The organism is Edaphobacter sp. HDX4 (assembly GCF_036877565.1).
In the GTDB taxonomy this organism is placed as follows: domain Bacteria; phylum Acidobacteriota; class Terriglobia; order Terriglobales; family Acidobacteriaceae; genus Edaphobacter.
Genome location: NZ_JAEDXW010000022.1, coordinates 63,559 through 85,692, shown reverse-complemented (window position 1 = coordinate 85,692; position 22,134 = coordinate 63,559). Strand labels below are relative to the sequence as shown.

Genomic DNA, 22,134 nt, shown 5'->3' with positions numbered 1-22,134 from the left:
ATGATGCGAGTATCAGCATTTCAGGCTTATCTCTCCATCTTCGCTAGAGTAATGTGAGCCTGCATCACGTGGGTCGATCTGGGAGCGAGAGTGATCTGATTCGGTCCTGCGTTTACCGTCTCCACGCAGACCATCTCCTTCCACTCCTCGGGACCCAGATCCGGCAGCTCTCTCCATGGATTGAAGACAACGGTGGTGTCGGAGTTCTGTTTTTCGATCGTGATGGTGCGTTTCAGGCTGTCGTCGTGGATCACACAGGTTGCTGTCGTACTGGCATACACGCGATCGGTAAACCGGGTGAAGTGGAGCGGTGCTTCGGCAGGCGGATTAGGGCGGAAATTGTCAGTCTTGTCCACGTAGCCTGTCGGCTCCAGTCCGGTAACGTAAACCTGTCGAACATCGCCCACGTGGAAATACGTGTGCAGCGCCTCTTCAAACTGCAGCGGCTTCTCCGCCTCGTTGGCGACCGCCAGGCGCATGGTGAGACTGCGTCCAATCACCACCTCAAAGGCGACGCGAAATCGATCGAATCCCATGTGGCGGCTCAGTTCCGTTGGCTCCAGCGTGAACGTAAGGTGCAGGTCCTCTCCGGAGAGCCCGGCGAAGCTCATGTTCCATTCCTGGATTCGCGCAAAGCCATGCGAAGGTCCAGGCTTGCCCTCAAACCGATCCTCCCTGGAATCGGTCGCAAACCACGGGAAGGCGATCGGTACTCCGCCGCGAATCGGCTTGCCAGGAACAAAGTCACTCTTGTGACTCATGTAGAGCACGGGCTGCTCGCCGGTGGGCTGCCACGCTGCCAGATGCGCACCCTGCAGGTAGATCGTTGCACTTGCCGCCGGGGTTGTGGCAATGGCACGCGCCAGTCCTGCATGCTCATCAAAGTGCAGGACGCCAGGGATTCCGAACTGATCGTTCAGCTGTTTAAGGTCCATATCCGAAATCAAGTGTAGCCTCTTGCAGCAGACCGCGATACGAGCGAGCTGAGGAGGAGCCTTCCGCCGGTCCAGCGGAAGAAATCCCTAGTTCCGGCTTTCGCCAAAGTCTCCTCGAGCCGAGGGGAGTGTCTGCCGTCCGTCGCGTTGCCCCTGCTGCAGCCCGATCGGAATCTCTGAAACCGCAGCAAAGCGAGTGGTCGGAAATGCGTTGGGATAGTTCTTCTGGATGTAGGCAATCATCTGTTCGCGAATCAGGCAGCGCAGATCGAAGTTTTCGCCGGAGTTTCGCGAGCTGACCAGACATCGCAGCTCCATGGTCTTTTCGGACAGATTGGTCACCTGCAGCCCGCAGACCTTCTTGTCCCAAAGATGTGAGGACTCCGCAATCCGGTTGAGCTCCACGCGCAGCTCTTCCACGGGAATGGAGTAGTCCACATACAGAAACGAGCTTCCAAGGATGTCAGAAGACTCTCGCGTCCAGTTCTGGAAGCTGTTTTCGATGAAGTAGCTCAGAGGAACGATCAGGCGGCGCAGATCCCAGATCTTGACGACCACATAAGCGGAGTTGATCTCTTCAATCCGGCCCCACTCGCCCTGAATCACGACGACGTCATCGATACGGATCGGTTCGGTAAACGCGATCTGGAGGCCCGCAAGGAAGTTTGAGGCCGTCGATTTGGCGGCAGTGGCAAGAATCAGGGAGGCGATACCAGCCGACGCAAGCAAGCCTGAGCCGTAGTGCCAGATGCGAGGATCATTAAACGTCCACAGAAGACCGCCGATTGTGATGATGACGATGAAGGTAATCAGAATCCGGCGAAAGAGCTGAAACTGCGTATGGACACGGCGCGCGCGGACGTTGTTCTCTGCCTTCAGGTCGTACCTGCGGAGCATGAACTCCTGGAAGACATAGACGCATCCAATTGCAAACCACCCGAGACACCCTACGAGGGCCATCAGCAGGCCCTGGTGAATAAGGTCATTCACATCGCCCGGCAGTGGTGGAATCAGCGGAAGCACGATCCCTGCGCAGGTCAGGAAGAAGATGGCCCTCGCGGGATGGCTCAGATAGCGTCTGATTCCCCAGCCCGCACCCGTCCTCTGCAGCTCCTTCTTCTTGAGGATGCGAAACAGAAGATAGTGCACCAGGTTCGCCAGAACGATGATGGTGCAGAAGACAAAGACGGCGAGAAACCACGTATGTCTAAGGTTTCGTCCTGCAACGGCCATCATCAGGGTGCTTGGAAGCATTCCCGGCAGTAGAAGAGAAAGAGAGGCGGCCATATATGGTGAGGATGGCCTCACCCTGCTGGCGGTTGCTTTTAAAGCAATCCGGGCTCAGCCCGTCAGCGCGGCGGAAGCGAGGCAAGTGCCTGCAAGACCGCCTGTTCAAGCTCAATTCGGCGGCCAGAGTAGGAGTGATCCGTTGCGAGGTGGACGATCCGTGCGCTGTGGTCTCCATTAGCCTGCAGCGCCTGGAACAGCTTCTCGTTATCCTTCGCCAATCCGTCGTCCGACGTCACAATCAGTACGGGGCGTGTAGAGAGTGACTGGGCGAAGGTCAGGAAGTTCAATGTTTTTCGTCCACGGAATACCTCGTGGCCAAGCGACTCCGCCGTGCATCCTGCCAGCGGAGCAAGATCGTTCTTCGTCTGGCCCTGCACAAACTTCGCGACTGCGATCCCTTCCTTGTCGTCCGAGAGATCGGTATAGGGTCCCGCGATATTCCAGGCGGAGATCATCACCACCCCGGCGACACGAGGATCATGCGCTGCAGCCGAGGCCACAGCGAATCCTCCCATGGAGTGGCCGACCAGCACAATCCGCGAAGGATCGACGTGATACTTCGCATCGACGGCACGGTCGCGCAGAAAGGCTACCTCAGCATCCGCATCCTCAAGGACATGGCTGAATGAGAAGTCTCCCTTCATGCCCCAGGAACCGCGATAGTGGACCGCCATCACATTCCATCCTGCGCGACGAATCGCCTGCGCAATGTCGAGATTCTGTTCGTACCCGGGAAAGCCGTGCATGACGATCGCGGTCGGATGCGGACCTGCTCCTGCTGCGAGATAAAAGACCCCCAGCAGCCGCTCGCCGTGCGACGGCACCGCAAGCTGCACCATCGACGGCGGGGCGGCCTTATCAGGGGCTGGATCAGTCGTGATCGCATTCGCGCTTGCAGAAGAACTCTGCGCATGAATCGTAAGCGATGCACAAATTAGTGCAGCGACCGAGAGGGATCGGCAGGTGAGCATGCGGTGATTCTATCGAGGCGGCTCAGAATGTAAACAAAGAACGTTCAGCCGTTATGGCAGCGCTGCAGAGATATCGACGGTGGCCAGTGCTGTAAGCCCGACGCCGCGTCCACAGTCCGTTGCATAAATGATCGACGACTTTGTCGACCATTCCGGAGTGTAGGCGTTGCAATCCGTCGTCGTAAGGAGTTTTATCCGGCGGTTCGGCACATCCAAAATGGCCAGCTGCCACCGATTGTGGATTCGCTCCGTCAACGCCAGATAGCCTTCATCCGGCGACACGGAAAAGCTCGCGATCTCGGCCCCAGGAGAAAAAAACAGACTCGGGGCAGCGGCCGACTTGATGGAGAATAGCCCTGTCGATCCCTCGTGCTTCGCCAGAAATAGAAGCGCGCCCGAGCGAAGAAACGAGAGACCGCGTACATCGTAATCTTCTCCCGTGAGACGCACCGGTAATGTTGACCCCAACGAGTCCTCTGAACGCAGGGGCATAGTCCACAAGCTGCCTTGACCTTTGTGTTCGCGGATAAAGGCAAGCTGATCCCTATCGAGAGAGATCGCAGGAGACTCCGCATCTTCCGCTATTAGCGCGAGATCGGGGCCCCGGACGATGCGAGAGCCCGAAGAATCTGCGACCTCTGCAAAGATCCTATGATCGGCAGACACGGTGAACGAAAGTTGATCTGTGAACCGCCGGTAAGGCCGGTCATAAAGTACAGGCCCATCAGCATCGGAGATACGATAACCCTGCGACGACATGGCTACAAAGAGGTTGTGGCTGAAGTCGGCGCGAGGCTGTGTGGCAAGCAATGTCGCGGCCGGAGGCGTGAGGCGGCCTCCCGTCTCCCGCTCTCGCTTTAAGAAGTGATGGCGATAGCTCGCAATGCTCGACGCAAGCGCAATTCCTGTGAGCATTACGAGGAGAACGTAGCGATTACGTTCATGCTGCAATCCTGTCCGCTCTGAATGCCGGCAAAGCCAAATTAAAAACGTTATGTACAAGGCGATTCCAAACCACAGGCGGGAAGTTGCGAGAACTGTATTCAGGCCTGAGATGGTGTGAGAATCCGTGGCGATCAACCCTGATACGGAGACCAGCAGGTAAAGCAATATAGAGATGGCAATGAGACCGCGTCGGTTCTCCCTGACTAGTCCATCGATCAGCAGAACGACAGGCAGAATCATCACCACAAAGTGATAGCTCGAGGGCACAGGCGACAACAGCAGCAAAGCGAAGGTAAATGCCGCCCACTCCGCCTGCTCTCCCAGAGGTCCACTGAGCGGACGAATAAGAGCAAACAAGGGAAACAGGACCAGCGCCTCCCAGAGAGGATACAAAACGGCGTAGAGTGTGGACGACGCAAGCGCTGGTGCTGGATTGAGAGACGGCTCAAACAGAAAGAGACGATGAAAAACAGCTGCCGCCGACGCCGCGTGCAGATTGTAGGGATCCAGCATCTCCCCCTGCACGCTCCGTGGAAGTATCTCAAACATATAGGTATGGAGAAGACCCCACCCCATCGTCCCTCCCGCAGCAAACACGAGAATCCCAGCCGCGATCATCGTCGCCGCCGCAGTATGCCACTGCCGCTTCCACAGAAAGAAAAGCACAAATAGCAGCGGGTAGATCTTGAGAGCTCCGGCGAGCGCGATGCACACCCCGCACCACACCGCGCGCCCGCGGCGATGAAAGACATAAGCAAGCACCATCAGGAAGAGGACCAGCAGATGCATCTGTCCATACAGGAAGCTGGTGCGAAGGGGCAGCACCGCCAGCAATGCAACCAGCCAGATACGCCGACGCCCGAGCGCGGTCGACCGATGCAGCAGCTCGACGCTCGAAGCCAGTATGGCCAGGTTAATCAGAATCCAGATCCGTTTCGCAGTCAGAGCAGAAAAGATCGAAAGAGGGACGATCGGAAGCGCTGACCATGGCGTCAATCCCGCGAAACCGACCAGCGGCTGGTCCAGGCCCCAGTAATCCTTGATTCGCTGCAGCCATATCCAGTCGTAGATGCGATCGAGTCTATAGCCCTCCCGAAACAGGCGAGCGACCAGGTAATAGTTGGGAAAATCCGTATTGAGAGATCGCCAGGCCGGAATCAAGCCCTTCCACAGTAGAAACACTGCAAGCGCGGCGCATAAGGCTGTCTCGAGCCGCGCCGTCGAACCCGAACCTGCAGAATCGTATGCGACCTCCGTAATCATTTGCCTTTGAGCTTATGGCGCACTTCGCGGATTGTGACCCACAGGGCGTTCTTTTTACATCCTGGAGACAACCGGGCTTGCAAAACGGCTCCGCAAACAGATCGCTCGATGCCCTTCCGGCCAGTAAAATAGAGGGGATGGCGTTTACGGAACAATACGATGTGCTCGTCGTAGGCGCAGGACACGCCGGCTGCGAAGCTTCCGTGGCTGCAGCGCGCATGGGGCTGCGCACAGCCATGTTCACCCTCAACCTCGACCTGATCGCGCAGATGAGCTGTAACCCCGCGATTGGCGGCATCGCTAAAGGCCACCTCGTGCGCGAGGTCGATGCCCTCGGCGGCGTCATGGGAGAGGTTGCCGACGCCTGCGGGATCCAGTTCCGCCTGCTCAATACCTCGCGAGGGCCTGCTGTGTGGTCGCCGCGAGCGCAGTGCGACAAGGCACTCTATCGCGTGAAGATGCGCGAGGTCCTGGAAGCGCAGAAGAACCTTTTCATCAAGCAGGCCGAGGTCGTCGACCTGATGGTCGACGACAATGTCATTCGCGGGGTAAAGCTGCGCGACGGACGCGAAGTCCGCGCTGCCGCGACGGTCGTTACTACCGGAACCTTCCTCAACGGCCTGATTCACTGTGGCGAGCAGCAGTACACAGCAGGTCGTTCCGGCGAGCCTGCCAGTGTGCTTCTAGGCGAAAACCTCAAGAAGCTTGGCCTGCGCGAGTGCCGCCTGAAGACCGGCACACCGCCGCGGCTCGACGGCCGCACCATCGACTGGTCGCGCTTTGAAGAGCAGCCCGGCGATGCCGAGCCGACACCCTTCAGCTTCCGCTCGCCGTTTACTCGCTCGGGGCAGCCTCCGCTGCGGCAGATCAGCTGCCACATCGCCTACACCACGCCCGAGACCCTGCAGCTCATCCGCGACAATGTGCACCGCTCTCCTATGTATTCGGGGCAGATCGAAGGCATCGGTCCGCGCTACTGCCCATCGATTGAAGACAAGATCGTGCGCTTCCCGGACAAGATCCAGCACCAGTTCTTCCTTGAGCCCGAGGGATTGAACACCCACGAGGTCTACATCAACGGCATGAGCACCTCACTGCCCATGGAGGTGCAGGCGGCTATGGTGCGCTCCATCCACGGCCTCGAAAACGCCGAGATGCTGCGCCCCGGCTACGCCATCGAATACGACGCGATCGACCCGACCGAGCTTGATCGCTCCCTCAAAGTAAAGAGCTATCAGGGCCTCTACCTGGCCGGGCAGATCAACGGGACCAGCGGCTACGAAGAAGCCGCTTGCCAAGGCCTGATGGCTGGCATCAACGCCGCACTCTATGCGCAGTTTCTCAGGAATCCGGCTGCCCAACATCTCGATTCTGAGACGTGGAATGAACGAAATCCGGGCCCGCCCACTTTTACACTCGACCGGACCGAGGCCTATACCGGCATCCTGATCGACGACCTCATATCCAAGGGCACCAACGAACCCTACCGCATGTTCACCTCGCGGGCGGAGTTCCGCCTGCACCTGCGCATCGACAATGCCGACAAGCGCCTCACCCCACACGGTCGACGCCTTGGCCTGATCGCTGACGATGCATGGGCCGACTATGAATCCAAGCAGGCTCGCGCCCAGGCGCTTTCGCAGATGCTGCGCTCCACCAAGGTGGATATCAGTTCGCTACCTGCAGAGCTTCAGCCAGACCTCACCGGCCCAAGTGTCGAAGGCATCACCTTTGCACAGCTTCTCAAGCGCCCGGCGATCACTATCGAGGCAATCTGGCCCGCACTCGTGCCGCTCGTCGCCGCAAAACCTGAACTCACGGAATGGCTTGCATCATCCCACGAGGACGCAAAGCTCCCCGTCTGGGTCCGCAACGAGATCAAGACCGTTGAAACCGAAATCAAGTACGAGGGCTACTTAAATCAGCAGCGCAAGTCGATGGAGAAGCTCAAGCAGGCCGAGCAGAAGGTCATCCCCGATTGGTTCGACTACACGGCCATATCCGGCCTCTCCCGCGAGATGAAGGAGAAGCTGGGCCGCGTCCGCCCGCAGACGCTGGGCCAGGCCAGCCGTATCTCCGGAGTGACGCCAGCGGCCGTCAGCCTCATCCATATCTTCATCGAGATCCAGGCGCGGCAACAGACCGTAGCTTAGCGTCGGAAGTTGGATATTTTTTCCAATATGCCGACGATCATGGCGCGACGAACATCAGAGACATCGACGCCATAGATAGCCTGAATCCGTCGATAATATTCGTCGTTATTTTCGTCAGCGTGAAAATCCCACAAGCTGGATTCATCCGATATCCACGCCCACTCAATATCGAGTATACGATTCACAAAATCATTCTCAAGCTGTTCGTATTTAGAGATCAGATTCTGTGAAGCAAACTCGATTGGGCACATTAGTTCCCGGACGTGGCAGGGCGCCGTCTTTCTTGCGTTTCAGGTCCAGAAAGTCTCCAAGCTTCTCCAAAGCTTCCTGCTCCGTATCTCCTGAACCACTTACGCTCCAGCGCACTATTCTCGCTGACCATTCCACAGGCTTTAGCCGGGAAGGTCCATTGAACTCTGAATTGTCCTGGTGAACCATAATCACGGGATAGTCGTTCAATTCCCACTGGCTGCAAGACTTAGAGAGAGACATTAACCATTTGTAGGCTGCGAGCAATTGGTGCTTCACGCGTTCTAAGCGTTAGTAGCTCACGAACTAGAGAATATTCCCGCATGTTACCTCTGAATCCTCACCGCATCTAAATGAGGTAGGCAGGAGCGCACAATGAAAAGCGGCAACTACTGGATCGGTCTTGGCGTGTTGTTTCTTGCCGCCCTGGCCTTCATACTTTGGACCCGGGGAGGACACATGACTACTACCTTTGCCGATACGAGAAAACAACCTCTCCCGGCTCCCACCGTCGATGAGCACGCTACATCGCCAAGCAGCGAGACTGCCGTCCTCGGCGGCGGGTGCTTCTGGGGAGTTCAGAGCGTCTTCCAACGGGTCAAAGGCGTCACCGCAACCACGGCGGGGTACTCCGGGGGAACCAAAGAGACGGCGAACTATGGTGCGGTCTCGTCCGAGACTACCGGCCACGCCGAATCCGTCAAGATTGTCTTCGATCCCTCAAAGGTTAGTTACGGCACCCTGCTTCGCATCTTCTTCTCGGCCGTGCACGACCCTACCGAGCTCAACCGGCAGGGCCCGGACGTCGGCCTCTCCTATCGCTCCGTCATCTTCTACGCCACGCCGGAGCAGCAGAAGATCGCCAACGCCTACATCGCTCAGCTCGACGCCGCGCGCGCCTTCCCCAAAAAGATCGTGACCCAGGTCGTACCGCTCAAGGCCTTCTACAACGGCGAAGACTACCATCAGGACTACGCGGACAAGAATCCTGACAATCCATATATCCAGGTCTGCGACGTCCCCAAGATAGCGGCCCTCAAGCAACAATTCCCCGACCTCTTCCAGGACTACAAGCACGAGTAAAACTGGCGTGCATCACCCGCGGCGAAGCTGGTTCCCTTTTCGATAACCGTCGTTTCTCAGTGTGAGTGTGTGTATGTGTGCGCGTAAACTGAGAAAAATGAGCCGATTTTCCACGCTCTCCACAAGACTTTTCCTCAGGCCGGAAAACCTGTTTTAAGGTAGAAGATTCATGGCAGCCTATCCTCAGCTCGTCGGCGATCAGCAGGAGCGCCCCGCCTCGGTTCACGCTGAGATGACCATTCTCGGCGCCATGCTGGTTGAGCCTCTCGCCATCACCGACGCCACCATGCTGCTGACAGCAGACGACTTCGCGCTCGACTCGCACCGTCGCATCTACGCGTCCATGCTTCGGCTCGCCGAGGCCGGCCACGCCGTCGACATCGTCACCGTCGCCGAAGATCTGCGCAAGCAGAAGGAGCTCGACTCCATCGGCGGCGTTCCTTACCTTGCATCCCTGAGCGAGGGACTTCCCCGCAAGCTTTCCATCGAGAGCTACGTCCGCATCGTTCGCGACAAGAGCCTCATGCGTCAGCTCATGACCGTCTGCGATATGGGGATGGTCGAGGCTGCCGATCAGAGCCAGGAAGCTCTCGACGTGTTGAACAACGTCAGCAATCGCCTGATGGAGATCTCCGATCACGCCGTCACCGGCGGTTTTTCCGATATCGGCGCCATCGTCAAATCCTCCTTCGGCAGCATCGACAAGCTCTACGAGCAGGGCCGCGAAGTCACCGGCCTCGCCACGCACTACGTCGACTTCGACCGTATGACCAGCGGCCTGCAGGACTCCGAGCTCATCATCATCGCTGCCCGTCCTTCGATGGGCAAGACTGCCTGGGCCATCAACATCGCGCAGAACTCCGCCGTGCGTGACGGCAAGGTGGTCGCCGTCTTCTCGCTCGAAATGTCGAAAGAGTCACTCCTGCGACGTATGCTCGCCTCCGAAGCCATGGTCAACTCCCGCAAGATCCAGACCGGCTTCCTCCCCAAAGAGGACAAGGGCAAGCTGATGGCTGCGCTCGAGCGTCTGATCGAGTCGAAGATGTTCATCGACGATACTCCCGGCATCACCCTCGCAGAGATGCGCGCCAAGGCCCGCCGCCTGCATCAGCAGGAGGGTCGCCTCGATCTCATCATGATCGACTACCTGCAGCTGATGACCGGATCGTCGGGGGCCGGCAAAAAAGGATTTGAAAATCGTAATCAGGAGGTCGCGGCCGTCTCCCGTGGGCTCAAGGCGCTGGCTAAGGAGATGAAAGTTCCCGTCATCGCACTCTCACAGCTCTCACGTGCCAGCGAGCAGCGCGGCGGCGACAAGAAGCCCATGCTCTCCGATCTCCGCGAATCCGGATCGATCGAGCAGGACGCCGACGTCGTCTGCTTCATTCACCGGGACAGCTACTACAACAAGGACGAGAACGGCGACGAGGATCCTGACTCCAAAGGCAAGGCCGAGATCATCATCGCCAAGCAGCGTAACGGTCCGACCGGCAGCATCCATCTCGCGTACCTGTCCGACTACACGCGCTTCGAGAATCTCTCTACCGGCGATTATGGCGGTGGAGGCGGATACTAGACCGCCACCGCGTTCTTCGCGATGTACTCGTCCAGCCTTGATCGATTCGGTCCGATGTAACGAAAGCGCTCTGCCCATGCAAATCCATAAGCCGCGCCCAGCTCGCGGTCAGAGAGCACCCCACGCGTGTGCATCGAGTCCTCGTCGAGAACGAAATGCTCGATGTACTTGCGGTTTGCCGTCTCGTCGTCGTTGCCTAACACAGGTAGCCGGAGCTTCTTCTCCGCCAGCCGCTGCCGCAGACGCGCTCCGTTGTCGCCGCCCGGCCCTTGCGTTCCAATCGCCTGGATCGACGCCACCTTCACCTCGACGGTTCCGCTAATATCCACGACGCGGTTCGCGATCTGCGGTCCGCGGGCGTAATAGTACTTCTCCATCACGCTGTGCGGCTTAAGCCCCGCTTCCAGCTGCTCGGGATAATCCTTCGCCATTCCGGCCATCCATGCTGCCGACTCCACCGCCGCTGCCGTCACATAATGGTCGGGGTTCTCTTCGTACAGTCCCCAGTGGTCGTAACAGATAATCGTGTCCACCTTCAGCATGCGAAACAGCAGGATCAGATTGCCGCGAAGGTCCTGCGGAGACATCTCGTCCATGCGATGGTTGCGATAGGCGAGGTTATAACTCTTCTTCAGCCCCAGAGACTTCGCTACGGCATCATTGTCCTGCTCGTTGTGCAGCACACCCTCGCCCCGGGTTCCACTGCCGGTCATCTCGTCATTCGTGACGCGAATCAGATAGCCGGTGTATCCCTCGCGAATCAGCTTCCCCACCAGGCCACCAGCGAAGAGCGGAATATCATCTGCATGTGGTTGGATTGCGGCCAGCACCTTCCCGGCATGCGGTTTGCCTGGCAGTTGTTCCTCCACTACCATCTCGCCCTTGCACGTCCAGTCTGCTTCTCTGCCGCTACCAGCCGAACTCTGCGCCGGACGGCTGCTTGAAACTGTTTGCCCATAGGTCGCGACATCCAGGCCTGTCATGGCTGCGCCGAGAACTGTCCCACGAATCATGTCTCTTCGCTTCACGGTGCTCTCCCAAAGATGTGGTTTCTGTTGCTGACTACTCTAGCGCGACTGCTGCGTAAGACCTTAGTCCCTTATGAGATCGTCTCATCAAGCAGGGAAATTGGTGGGACCACCCAGGAATTCACAGCCAATAAACACACTGACGAACCTGCTGACATGATGCTGTCAGCATGGCTTTCGTATGCTTTGTGATGTAGTCGCTTGAAGACTCTTCCGAGGAGCACCGACATGAACGAACAAAAGCTACGGCAACACGCGATTAACTGGTTTGAGATTCCATGTGAGGATTTCGAACGCGCCACCAATTTCTACGAAACGATCCTCGGCGCACCCATGCAGCGCGAGCCGTCCGAGACGCCAATGGCGTTCTTCTCCTCCGAGCGTGCCGGCACCTGCGGAACCCTCGTAAAACGCCCCTTTCAGAAGCCCGGTCGCGGGGGCACCATGGTCTATCTCAACTGTGATGGAGAACTGGACGACGTGCTCGCACGCGTTCGCGTCGCCGGCGGACTCGTGCTTATGCCCAAGACTCCTGTCGCCGGGGGCCACGGCCACTTCGCTTGTCTGCGCGACAGCGAGGGCAATCACATCGGTCTGCACTCTCACTGAAAGATGGTTATCCACCGACCGCTGCAGGTTGTCAGTAGAATCGACCCTGTACCTGCGATCATCCGCCTATGCGACGTGCAGATCGTCTCTTTCGAATCGTGCAGTTCCTCCGTCAGGGCCGCCTGCAGACGGCGCAGACGCTTGCCGGAAAACTGCAGGTCTCACAGCGGACAATCTACCGGGACATTCAGGACCTGCAGCTGGCTGGAACTCCCATCGAGGGCGAGGCCGGTGTCGGCTACACGCTTCGTCGCGATATGGATCTTCCGCCGCTCATGTTCACTCGCGGTGAGCTGACTTCGCTTGTCCTTGGGGCTCGCCTGGTACGCGCCTGGGGCGGCGCAGAGAATGTGCTCGGCGCCGATCAGGCACTGCAGCGTATCGAAGCCGTTCTACCTGCCGACCTGCGCAACGAGTTCGACTCCATCCTGCTCTACGCGCCCGGACACAGAATGCTTCCGCATCTGCGTCTGCGGGTCGACCTGCTGCATGGAGCATGCAAATCGCGGAACGTCGCCAGCTTCAGCTACGTTCGCGAAGACGGCGAGCGCAGCCAGCGTTGCGTCTGGCCGCTCGCGCTCGTCTTCTGGAGCGGTGTCTGGACGCTGACCTCGTGGTGCGAGCTGCGCGACGACTTCCGCGACTTCCGCCTGGACCGCATGGACGATGTCGCCATTCTGGAGCGCACCTTCACGCCGAAGAAGGGACAGCGGCTGGAAGATCATTTGCGGAAGGTCGTTCCCTCAGGCGAAGAGCGGCGCGAACTTCTGGCGCCGTCAGCCAGCTTCTGACGAAACGCATGTCACTCCATGTCACTGTTGTGGGCGTGCCGTTCCGAGCCCGTAGGATAGATCTGTGAAGAGTTGGATCGAGATCTCAGCGCAGCGGCTGACTGCAAACTATCGTCTTCTGGTCGAAGCCGCCGCAGACACATCAGTGCTTGCAGTCGTAAAAGCAGATGCATACGGGCATGGCGCACAGCTATGTGCCCCGGTGCTTGCGCAGGCTGGCGCAGCATGGCTTGGCGTGACCGATGCTGCAGAGGGTGCAGCGGTGCGAGCGGCACTCACCGCGCAGGGTGTCTCGCCTGAACAACAGCCTCGCGTTCTGGTGATGAGCGAGGCGCACGATGAGGATGCCAGGCTCACGCTTGAGCATCGCCTGACTCCGGTCGTGTCGAGTGTCCTGCAGATGCAGTCGCTGGCGCATGCGGCGAGGGAACGCGGCATTCAGTTGGTCGACGTGCATCTTGAGATCGATACGGGCATGGCGCGACAGGGAGTCGCGCCCGGGGACGATCTGGAAGAGGTACTTCAATGGCTTATTCAGCAGAGCGTGGTTCGTCTCGATGGTGTAATGACTCATTTTGCCTCTGCAGAGGTGACGGGTTCGCATCAGACGGCCCAGCAGAGGCGCCTCTTTGAACAGGCAATCCTGCAGGTCGTATCTGCCGGGCTGCGGCCTAAATGGATTCATGCGGGGAACTCTTCGACGATCGACAACCAGAACGACGAAGCTGGCACAGGAGAGAGTCCGCTGTGCTGGTTGCGCAAACTTGCGCACATGGCAGAGGCAAACCCGATGGTGCGGAGCGGGCTCAGTCTCTATGGCTACAGCCTTCCCCTCGAGTGTGAGCAGAACTATGCTGGTCGCTCGGAGCCGCTTGTGCATCCCTGCCTTCAGCCCATCATGACGTGGAAGGCACGCGTCACGCACGTTCGCGAGGTGGAGCCCGGGATGAAGATCGGCTATAACGGCACCTTGACCGCTGCGAGATCCATGCGGCTGGCGCTCCTTCCAATCGGCTACGCCGACGGTCTGCGGCGGGAGCTTTCAGGGACTGACGTCAGGGCAGGAGGCTGGGTTCTCTTCGGTAGCCAGGCTGCTGCCATCGTTGGACGCGTCTCCATGAACCTCACCATTGTGGACGTGACGGCACTACCTTCAGTTGCTGTGGGCGACGAAGCCGTCGTCCTTGGCAAAGGGATCACGGCAGAAGATCACGCCCGGCTGGCAGCGACGATTCCTTACGAGATCCTCTGCGGAATCAAAGCTCCCCGCCTGCTGCTGTAGCTCTGCGCTGCAAGCTACTCTCAATATCGGTAGCATTCGGTTATGGCGAGTCAGCTTCCGCAAATCGACCACCGGCCCGTCCGCAGACTTGTCGCGCCCTTTGTACGTTTCGTGCAGCTTGAGTCTGCCGGCAGCATTGTCCTTTTGGCGGCCGCTGTAGCCGCGCTCACTCTGGCCAACTCTCCTCTTGCTCCGCTTTACTTTTCGTACCTCGACTTTCCGATCGGATTTAGCGCGGGAAGCTCAACCTTCCAGTGGACCGCGCACTTCTGGGTCAACGACGGCCTGATGGCGATCTTCTTCCTGAGCGTCGGGCTGGAGGTAAAGCGCGAGCTTCGGGTTGGGGAGCTCACCTCGGTGCGGCGCGCCCTGCTTCCTGTGCTGGCCGCGCTGGGCGGAGTGGTTGTTCCTGCTCTTCTGTACATCCTGCTGAATCACGGCAGCTCCGGCGCAAGTGGGTGGGGTATTCCGATCGCTACCGACATTGCATTTTCGCTCGCCGTGCTTGCTGTCTTCGGCAGCAGGGTTCCTGTCGGCCTGAAGATCTTCCTGGTGACGCTGGCGATCGTCGACGATATCGCAGGCGTAGTCGTAATCGCTACCGCTTACACTCGCGATGTCCGGCTGGGCTACCTGGCGATCGCTCTAGCGGTCTTCCTTGTCTGTGTCGGAATGAACCGGCTCGGAGTGAAACAGCTCACCGTCTACCTGCTGGCAGGGATTGCGATGTGGTGCGCGATGCACGCGTCCGGTGTGCACGCCACACTGGCGGGAGTTTTGCTGGCGCTGGCGATTCCGACGCGGACCTTCCTTCAGCCAGACACGCTGCTTGATCGAGGCAAGACTCGTCTGGATGAGTTTGCGCGGTCGGTCGAACGGAAAGGACCGCGCAGTGACCAGGCTCGTCATCAGCTGCATAAGATTCGCGAAGGTCTCGAGCTATCCGAGTCTCCGCTCGACCGCCTGCAGGCCGCGCTTCATCCATGGGTCAGCTTCGTCATCATGCCGCTGTTCGCATTTACGAACGCAGGCATCCCGTTGAGCGGGATCCACGCCGCCAGCTTTGTGCGGGATCCGGTCTTTTATGGCGTGCTGCTGGGCCTGGTTCTCGGCAAGCCAGCGGGAATCACGCTCCTCTCGTGGCTGGCCGTTCGTCTGCGGCTGGCCGAGCTTCCGGCCGGAATCTCGTTCGGGCAGCTGCATGCCGTCTCGTGGCTTGGAGGCATTGGATTCACGATCTCGATCTTTATCGCCGGGCTTGCCTTCCGGACGGACGATCAGTACACGATGGCGCGCATCGCGGTGCTTCTGGCCTCGGTCAGCGCCGCCGGGCTGGGAACCCTGCTGGTGGCGAAGACGTGTGTGCGTCCGGTCGCGGATGCGGAAGAGAGCTGATCGCGGAGCGCACGCATTTGCGCCTCTGCTGCACGGACCATTAAGATCGGGCTAGAGAAACGAGAGGAACCTCTTTCATGGAAGCCACAACGATTGCTGCGCGCCGTACTGAAGATATTGCTCTGGACCTTTTGAAGTTCGTCGCCGCGCATGCGAATGTCGCCGGTAAGGGCGCAGGCTCGACCGGATTCGGCGTTACGCCCTCAACCAAGCCCGAGGACCAGGTTCAGCAGCTGCTGGATCTCTACACACGCTGCCGCAAGGCGGTAGAGGCTCCCATCAAGTAAGTGGCGCCGGCAAATTCACTGCGAGTCGCGGTCGTCGGGGCGGGAGCCTTTGGCCGCAACCACCTTCGTGTTTACAACGAGCTGGAGCAGGCCAGAGAGCCGGTCGAGCTGGTCGCGGTCGTCGATCCTGGCGGTCCGGCAGCGGCGGAAGCCTCGGCGAAGTTCGGCGTCCCCTCCTTCTCCTCGATTGCGGAGTGCCTGGCGGCGCAGGACGTGGACGCAGCGTCGGTCTGTGTTCCGACAGTTCATCATCGCGCTGCCGCAGAGGAGCTGATCGCGGCAGGCGTCGATGTGCTGATCGAGAAGCCTCTGGCTCCCAGTCTTGAGGATGCGGACAGCGTTCTTGCGTTGGCAGCGAAGCACGAGCGCATCGTGCAGGTCGGCCATCTTGAACGCTTCAATCCTGCCGTGACGGCGGCGCGGCGATATCTGAACCAGCCGATGTTCTTCGAGTCGCACCGGCTGAGCGTCTTTACGCCTCGCTCGCTGGATGTGGACGTGGTTCTGGACCTGATGATCCACGACCTGGACATCGTGCTGAACCTGGTCGGCTCGCCGGTGACCGAGGTTCGGGCGGTCGGGCTGCCGGTGCTGTCGCCGAAGGTTGATATCGCGAACGTCCGGGTGGAGTTCGAGAACGGCTGCGTGGCGAACTTTACGGCCAGCCGGGTATCGACGGAGCGGGTCCGTAAGCTCAGGTTCTTTCAGCCGCATCAGTATCTTTCGATCGACTTCGCCCGGCAGGACCTGCTGATGATCGACGTGACGGCGGCTGCCGGGATGGATCCGGCCAAGCTGGCCGCTATGGCACAGATGCTTCAGGCATCACAGGGGGCTGGAGGTCATCCCTCCGCCGGGCTATCGCTCAGCAAGGTTCCGGTGGAGCCGGGCGAGCCGCTGCGGCTGGAGATTGCCTCGTTCCTCTACTCGGTGCGGAACCGGACTCGACCGCTGGTGAGCGGAGAGGATGGCCGAGCGGCGCTGAAGCTGGCGCTCGAGATCAATGAGGCGATCTCGGTTCACGCTCGCCGGGCGGGGCTGAAGGTCTAGGGCCACCCCTCGTTTCTACGTCAAACTCTTGGAAACACATGACTTAGGCTTGGACCTCGTGACTGGAAGAGCGTAAAGTCCTGTTAAATCGTGTTCTAGCAGTGCAAATTATTGATTCTGCTCCTCTTGTTGAGGATGGTCTGTGCTGTGACTTAAGTCTTCTCCTCTTTTAAGAGGAGTGGATCGCAGTGAACTAACCGGCAGATGGATGTCCTTGAATCTGGGGGACATGCGGGTTTATGGGGTTGACAGGGCTGGGATCGGAGAAGCATGGCGGATGGATTGGAGGGAAGGCATATGGAGAGAAGCAGATCCCTCCACTGCGCTTCGCTTCGGTCGGGATGACTCTTCCGGCGTTTGGTCTGGTTTGGGTGGTGGGGTGGGTCCTGGTCAGGCGGGCTTGATGCGGGTGCAGGTTTGAGGCGTGCCGCTTCGGTCGGGCTTCCGACCGCAGATCCTTCGACTTTGCCCTTCGGGCTTCGCTCAGGATGACACGTTTTGCGGGAGGGGTGATTGTTTTGAGCAGCTAAGGAAGGCGCGTTGCAGGAAGGTGTTGTTTTGGGTTGAAGAGGGCGTGTTTGAGGATGTGTAGGGTTGGTTACGTGGGGTTTCGTGAGTGGGCTTGGTGCAGGGTCGAGCTTGCGCTCGATGAGACTGTCGCGAAGATGGGGCATCCGGCACCCGGCCTAGGCGCTCTGGCCGGCTTTGACCGCAGATCCTTCGACTTCGCCCTTCGGGCTTCGCTCAGGATGACACTCTTCTGGGTGGATAGCTGTTCCGAGTGCAGGAAGACGGGGCGCCCGTTTCCTGAGCTGACACCCGTTTCCTGAGCTGACACCGTTTTCCGACCTGATAGGTCAGGGCGTTCATGAGTTTCGGCTAGGGGATGGTGAAGCCGGGGTGGGTGGCGAAGGCGTTGTCGATGACCACGTTGCCGCGCTGCTTCGCGGCCTGCTGGAGAGCCGGGGTCGTGCGGGTGCCGGCGGCGTAGAACCACCAGAGATAGAGGGCGCCGTACATCCAGGCTCCCTGATAGCCCCAGTCGGAGTCGGCTCCGGACTTTCCGGCTCCGAAGACGGAGCCTCGGGGGAAGTTGGCGTTGTGGGGCTTGCCACCGATGTGGCGGGATTCGTGGACGAGAGTTTCGGCGCGGCCAGGAACGTCCTTGGTGTAGAAGAAGCCGAGGTAGAGCTCGACCCGGCCGGGCACGAAGAGATCGCAGACGGAGCTGGTGATGGTGACCCAGGCGCGGCAGATCCAGGTGATGAGGCCGCAGACCCAGGAGCAGGGGATCCAGTCGCAGCAGTTTCTGTCCCAGTCGTCGCAGCTGCTGCTGGAGATCTGCCGGTAGTGGGCACAGCCGGAGTTGGACGTCCTGGCGATGGCGCTGCCGTCGCCGCACATGGCGCGCAGGTCGTTGATGGCATGGAGCTGCTCGCGGACGTAGCGGCGGCCCCAATGGAGGATGTCGTTGTTCCAGTCCTCGTTGTTGTAATCGTCGGCGGAGTAGTTGAGTAGCCAGAAGCCGTTGAAGGCGCGGCAGAGGGGCTTGGTGTTATTGCAGGCGTCGTCGAAGCCCCAGCCACCCTGCCAGTAGGTTCCGTTGAAGCCGTGGGTGGACCAGACCCAGTCAACGAAGGGCTGGTTGCAGATGCGCGGACCGTAGAGGGCATCCCCGCTGGTATTGAGGTCGGGGACGGAGTACGTGCAGTCAGCCATGGCTATCTCCTCGATACAGGGCCCGGTTAGCGGCGGTTGAGTGTGGGAGGCGGGTTGTGGGTCGACCGGGACGAGACGCGCTGCGAGGGCTCCTCAGCCGCAGTGTGGGACGGAGGAGGAGAGGTGAAGCCGTGGGTTTCCACTCCGCGCGTCTGAAGACCGTGTCCCTCGGCTGCGAGCGTCTGCTGAGGATTGCGAATCTGCGGAGCCTCACGGACGTCGATGCGGCGGAGATCGAGCAGGAAGTGCTGGTCTTCAGGAAGCGCGGAGAGGATGCGTTCGCGGGAGACGTTTGGCGACTGGAGGAGCTGCTGGACGGCGGCGCGATGGATGGAGAGAGACGGTGTGCCGAGGCTCTGATAGAGAGCTTCGGTGGCCTCGTTGTTGTTCTCCTGGGCGAGGCGACCGATCCCATCGACAGCGGTGGTTCGAAGGATGGTCTCTTCGGCGACGGTGGAGAAGGAGTGAGGATCGCTGGAGCGCTCGGCAGGGATGCGGCTAAGGGCCACGGTGCGGAGCCAGGGAAGAGCGGCGGGGTGACGCAGCTCGGAGGCTGTGAAGATGAGGGCGAAGCGGGTGGGATAGTCGGTCTCCCGGAGGGTGGCTTCGATGCGGGGGATCTCGGCAACGACTGCTTCGGCCTGCGAGCGCAGGCGTTCGAGCGCGCGGGCGTAGTCCTGCTGGGCGTTGTCGCCCTGGCTGTACATGACGGCCAGGAAGTCATGCAGGGCGCGGGCGGCGTCGTTGTCGTTGAAGGGATTGCGCGGGCTCTGCGCGGGACCGACGGTGTCGGAACGGCGCTGCGACTGAGAGACGGCGATGTAGACGCCTACGGCGATGGCGCCCATGGCAAAGATAGAGACTCGTACCCAGCGGTTGGCCATGGGGAGTACCTCCGCATCAGAAGGTTTTTCGTACCAGGGCCCGAACAGGGACGGAGATGGCGAGCGCGAGCAGAGAGATGGCGCTGGCTGCAACGATCATGCAAGGCAGGCAGGGCTTGCGTAGGCTCATGTGCCGCTCCCGTGGGGGAGATTATGGACTTGTCAGCTATATAAGGCAATGCAGTTTTTGGATGGGCGGCGATTTCTCACCGGACGTCTTAGATGATGGCTTGATATCGAGGATTGGGGTTCCGTCAATGGCTTCGAGGTTGAGGACGAGCCCGCTGGGATGGAGACGGTCGGGAGAACGGGTGACGATTTGAAATTTACGTGACACAATCATATTTCTTCGCTATTAATGAATATATGGCAGAGCAAAAGTTCCTAGGCGAATTCGAATTAATGATCCTCTTAGCGATCATGCGACTGGAGAACGACACCTATGGCGTTCCGCTGGCCAGGGAGCTCTCTGAGGTTCGCGGCCGCAGCGTATCCCTGGGAAGCGTCTATGCGGCTCTGGATCGGCTTGAGCTCAAGGGATTGGTCAAGTCGACCATGGGCGAATCCACTCCCGAACGCGGAGGGCGTGCGAAACGATACTTTGCGGTGACCGCCGATGGAATTCGCGCCCTGCATGAGACGCGTCAGGTTCTGAGTGGACTTTGGAGATCTTTGCCTCCCATTAAAGGAGAGATCGCATGAAGCGGACACAATTTGTGCGACTCTCCGTATGGCTGCTTGACCACACGGAGTCTGCGACGAAGCGAGGGCGTCTCTCTGGAGATTTACTGGAAGAGCTGGAAGGTGGATGCTCGGCAGGGTGGTTCTATCACCAGGTGTTTACAGCCGTTCTGATCAACGCCTTGACGACTGCAAACCGATGCGCGCGGCTGGTGGCCTTTGCGGCGGGATGGAGCGCGCTTTATCCCCTGTGGAGAACAGCCTGTGTTGGAGGTCTTACTTACTCGATGGATCGATACAGGATTCTGGCATGGCCCTGGTCGTCGATCCTGCCGCTGATCTACGGTGTCCTGCCGGCGGTGTTGTTTGTCTGGCTGGGGTTCGCTACGTACACCGTCTTATCGGGATCGATGAGCTGGCGCTCAGCCCGCGAGCTATCCTTCGCCCTGTCCACCGGCGCGTCGATGATCTTTGCTGCGAGCCTCGTTGTGCTCCGGCAGCTTCGACATCCACAGATCGTCCTCAGAGATCTCACACGAACAGATTTCTTCCTGGTGGATCACCTGTACTTCATCAGTCTCCCGATCGCGTTGAGTCTTTTGGTCACGCTGTGGATAGGGGCATCGGACACGCCACGTGTTGGCCGTCTTCGCCGGAAGAAGACCTCCAGATGGGGAATGCGCCTTGCGCGTATGGCACAGATGTTTGCATTCCTGCCGGTACTCTGCACCTGTTCGTCGGCGCAATCTTCTTCTCCTGTGCCCGGACTGACGCACGGCACGGATGAGGAGCTGATCCAGACTCTCAGGACGAAGCTCGCTGAAGACACTGCTGCAGGAAAATTCTCGGGAGCCGCACTCATCGCGAGAGAGGGGACTCCCATCTTCGAACAGGCATACGGATTCGCAGATCGCGAGCAGAAGATCTCCAACACAGTGGAGACGCGGTTCCGGATCGGGTCGGTCAACAAGATCTTCACCGCCGTGGCCACGCTGCAGCTGGTCGAATCAGGAAGAGTAAAGCTCGACGACCCGTTGGTGAGATACCTTCCCAACTATCCGAATAAGGACCTGGCCCGGAGAGTGACGATCGGTGAACTGCTGAACCACACGGGTGGCACAGGAGACATCTTTGGAACGGGTCCAAACGTACTCTTCAGTGAAGAGTACAAAGCGCATCGTCTCGAGCTGAGAACACTGGACGACTATATCCGCATCTTCGGAGACAGGCCTACGCGTTATGAGCCCGGCAGCCGCTTTGAATACAGCAACTACGGCTACATCCTGCTAGGCAAGGTGATCGAAAAAGCGAGTGGTGAAGATTACTACGAGTACATGAGGAATCATGTCTACCGACCGGCGGGGATGAAGTTTACCGGCGAGCTTCCAGAGGATGAAAAGGTTTCCGGCAGGAGTGTCGGGTACACCACTATGGATGGTAATAAGAGCGCGCATCCGAATACAGGCTCTCTCCCCTATCGCGGAATTCCGGCGGGCGGGGGCTACTCCACGGTTGGCGATCTGCTGGCGTTCGCGAAGGCTTTGCAGCAGCACAAACTTCTCAATGCGAACTACACCTCTCTCATGATGAAGGGAAACGTAGCTATGCCTCACGATGACCACTATGGATATGGGCTGATGGTGCATTCGTTGAACGGAAGCACTTGCGTGGGGCATGCCGGGGGCTATCCAGGCATGAATGCGGACGTCGAACTCTGCAACGATGGGAGATATGTCTTTGTCGTATTAGCGAACGTGGATCCGCCGGTTGCTCAACGGCTCGGCTACTTCATCGCGAACTGGGTCACGCTGTCGGATAAGCGATAGGCGAGAAAAATAATGGGGTACAAGCACGAGCGCTCTGTGTCGCCATGACGTGACGGACGGAAGTGCTGAATGGAGTGACGGATCCACGTATTCTGCCCGGAGCACGGTTTGCGGCTC

At 59.2% G+C, this 22,134-nt stretch carries 20 protein-coding genes; 12 read left to right on the top strand and 8 right to left on the bottom strand.

Annotated elements, in window-relative coordinates:
• Window positions 1-26: 26 nt before the first annotated feature.
• The 4 genes from JAO29_RS18730 to JAO29_RS18715 form a co-directional block, all read right to left on the bottom strand.
• Complete coding sequence (locus tag JAO29_RS18730; protein ID WP_334269790.1) at window positions 27-935, bottom strand: D-hexose-6-phosphate mutarotase; 909 nt, start codon at window positions 933-935, stop codon at window positions 27-29.
• Between the two features lie 87 nt (window positions 936-1,022).
• Window positions 1,023-2,222: a mechanosensitive ion channel family protein gene (locus JAO29_RS18725; RefSeq protein ID WP_334269789.1), complete on the bottom strand. Its 1,200-nt coding sequence runs from the start codon at window positions 2,220-2,222 to the stop codon at window positions 1,023-1,025.
• A gap of 62 nt (window positions 2,223-2,284) precedes the next feature.
• Window positions 2,285-3,196: an alpha/beta hydrolase family protein gene (locus JAO29_RS18720; RefSeq protein WP_334269788.1), complete on the bottom strand. Its 912-nt coding sequence runs from the start codon at window positions 3,194-3,196 to the stop codon at window positions 2,285-2,287.
• 51 nt (window positions 3,197-3,247) lie between these two features.
• Window positions 3,248-5,404, bottom strand: a complete 2,157-nt coding sequence (locus JAO29_RS18715) for a glycosyltransferase 87 family protein (RefSeq protein ID WP_334269787.1) — start codon at window positions 5,402-5,404, stop codon at window positions 3,248-3,250.
• Between the two features lie 137 nt (window positions 5,405-5,541).
• Here JAO29_RS18715 and mnmG point away from each other — a divergent pair, with 137 nt between their 5' ends.
• A complete protein-coding gene (gene mnmG / locus JAO29_RS18710; protein ID WP_334269786.1) occupies window positions 5,542-7,557 on the top strand; it encodes a tRNA uridine-5-carboxymethylaminomethyl(34) synthesis enzyme MnmG in 2,016 nt (671 codons plus the stop codon).
• On the opposite strand, the gene JAO29_RS18705 is transcribed toward mnmG, so the two are convergent.
• Window positions 7,554-7,742: a hypothetical protein gene (locus tag JAO29_RS18705; protein ID WP_334269785.1), complete on the bottom strand. Its 189-nt coding sequence runs from the start codon at window positions 7,740-7,742 to the stop codon at window positions 7,554-7,556. The genes mnmG and JAO29_RS18705 overlap by 4 nt on opposite strands.
• Window positions 7,743-8,265: 523 nt before the next feature.
• Between JAO29_RS18705 and msrA the strand changes: the two genes are divergently transcribed.
• A complete protein-coding gene (msrA, locus tag JAO29_RS18700; protein ID WP_334269792.1) occupies window positions 8,266-8,889 on the top strand; it encodes a peptide-methionine (S)-S-oxide reductase MsrA in 624 nt (207 codons plus the stop codon).
• Between the two features lie 169 nt (window positions 8,890-9,058).
• Window positions 9,059-10,465: a replicative DNA helicase gene (gene dnaB, locus JAO29_RS18695; protein ID WP_334269784.1), complete on the top strand. Its 1,407-nt coding sequence runs from the start codon at window positions 9,059-9,061 to the stop codon at window positions 10,463-10,465.
• Here dnaB and JAO29_RS18690 read toward each other — a convergent pair.
• On the bottom strand, window positions 10,462-11,478 hold the full coding sequence (locus JAO29_RS18690; protein ID WP_334269783.1) for a PIG-L deacetylase family protein: 1,017 nt from the start codon (window positions 11,476-11,478) through the stop codon (window positions 10,462-10,464). The genes dnaB and JAO29_RS18690 overlap by 4 nt on opposite strands.
• A 243-nt stretch (window positions 11,479-11,721) precedes the next feature.
• On the opposite strand from JAO29_RS18690, the gene JAO29_RS18685 reads away from it, so the two are divergent.
• The 7 genes from JAO29_RS18685 to JAO29_RS18655 all read left to right on the top strand — a co-directional run bounded on the left by JAO29_RS18685 (window position 11,722) and on the right by JAO29_RS18655 (window position 17,311).
• Window positions 11,722-12,102 carry a VOC family protein gene (locus JAO29_RS18685; RefSeq protein WP_334269782.1) on the top strand — a complete coding sequence of 127 codons (381 nt, stop codon included), beginning with the start codon at window positions 11,722-11,724 and terminating at the stop codon, window positions 12,100-12,102.
• Window positions 12,103-12,170: 68 nt separating this feature from the next.
• Window positions 12,171-12,893, top strand: coding sequence for a helix-turn-helix transcriptional regulator (locus JAO29_RS18680; protein WP_334269781.1), 723 nt, complete (start codon window positions 12,171-12,173; stop codon window positions 12,891-12,893).
• 64 nt (window positions 12,894-12,957) lie between these two features.
• The gene (alr, locus tag JAO29_RS18675) at window positions 12,958-14,175 is read left to right on the top strand and encodes an alanine racemase (protein WP_334269780.1); all 1,218 of its coding nucleotides are present in this window, start codon (window positions 12,958-12,960) and stop codon (window positions 14,173-14,175) included.
• A gap of 42 nt (window positions 14,176-14,217) precedes the next feature.
• Window positions 14,218-15,570 carry a Na+/H+ antiporter NhaA gene (gene nhaA / locus JAO29_RS18670; RefSeq protein ID WP_334269779.1) on the top strand — a complete coding sequence of 451 codons (1,353 nt, stop codon included), beginning with the start codon at window positions 14,218-14,220 and terminating at the stop codon, window positions 15,568-15,570.
• A 77-nt stretch (window positions 15,571-15,647) separates the two neighbouring features.
• Entirely contained in the window at window positions 15,648-15,857 is a 210-nt protein-coding gene (locus JAO29_RS18665) for a hypothetical protein (RefSeq protein WP_334269778.1), read from the top strand.
• Window positions 15,858-16,907, top strand: a complete 1,050-nt coding sequence (locus JAO29_RS18660) for a Gfo/Idh/MocA family oxidoreductase (protein ID WP_334269777.1) — start codon at window positions 15,858-15,860, stop codon at window positions 16,905-16,907.
• A gap of 239 nt (window positions 16,908-17,146) precedes the next feature.
• Window positions 17,147-17,311, top strand: coding sequence for a hypothetical protein (locus tag JAO29_RS18655; protein WP_334269776.1), 165 nt, complete (start codon window positions 17,147-17,149; stop codon window positions 17,309-17,311).
• A 475-nt stretch (window positions 17,312-17,786) separates the two neighbouring features.
• Here the strand turns inward: JAO29_RS18655 and JAO29_RS18650 are convergent, their stop codons facing one another.
• Together JAO29_RS18650 and JAO29_RS18645 are read right to left on the bottom strand one after the other, a co-directional pair.
• On the bottom strand, window positions 17,787-18,626 hold the full coding sequence (locus tag JAO29_RS18650; protein WP_334269775.1) for a hypothetical protein: 840 nt from the start codon (window positions 18,624-18,626) through the stop codon (window positions 17,787-17,789).
• Between the two features lie 26 nt (window positions 18,627-18,652).
• Window positions 18,653-19,510: a hypothetical protein gene (locus JAO29_RS18645; protein WP_334269774.1), complete on the bottom strand. Its 858-nt coding sequence runs from the start codon at window positions 19,508-19,510 to the stop codon at window positions 18,653-18,655.
• A gap of 402 nt (window positions 19,511-19,912) precedes the next feature.
• Here JAO29_RS18645 and JAO29_RS18640 point away from each other — a divergent pair, with 402 nt between their 5' ends.
• A complete protein-coding gene (locus JAO29_RS18640) occupies window positions 19,913-20,212 on the top strand; it encodes a PadR family transcriptional regulator (RefSeq protein ID WP_334269773.1) in 300 nt (99 codons plus the stop codon).
• Window positions 20,209-22,017 (top strand): serine hydrolase domain-containing protein, encoded by a 1,809-nt coding sequence (locus tag JAO29_RS18635; RefSeq protein ID WP_334269772.1) that lies wholly within the window; start codon window positions 20,209-20,211, stop codon window positions 22,015-22,017. Before JAO29_RS18640 ends, JAO29_RS18635 begins: the two co-directional genes overlap by 4 nt.
• The last annotated feature ends 117 nt before the right edge of the window (window positions 22,018-22,134 follow it).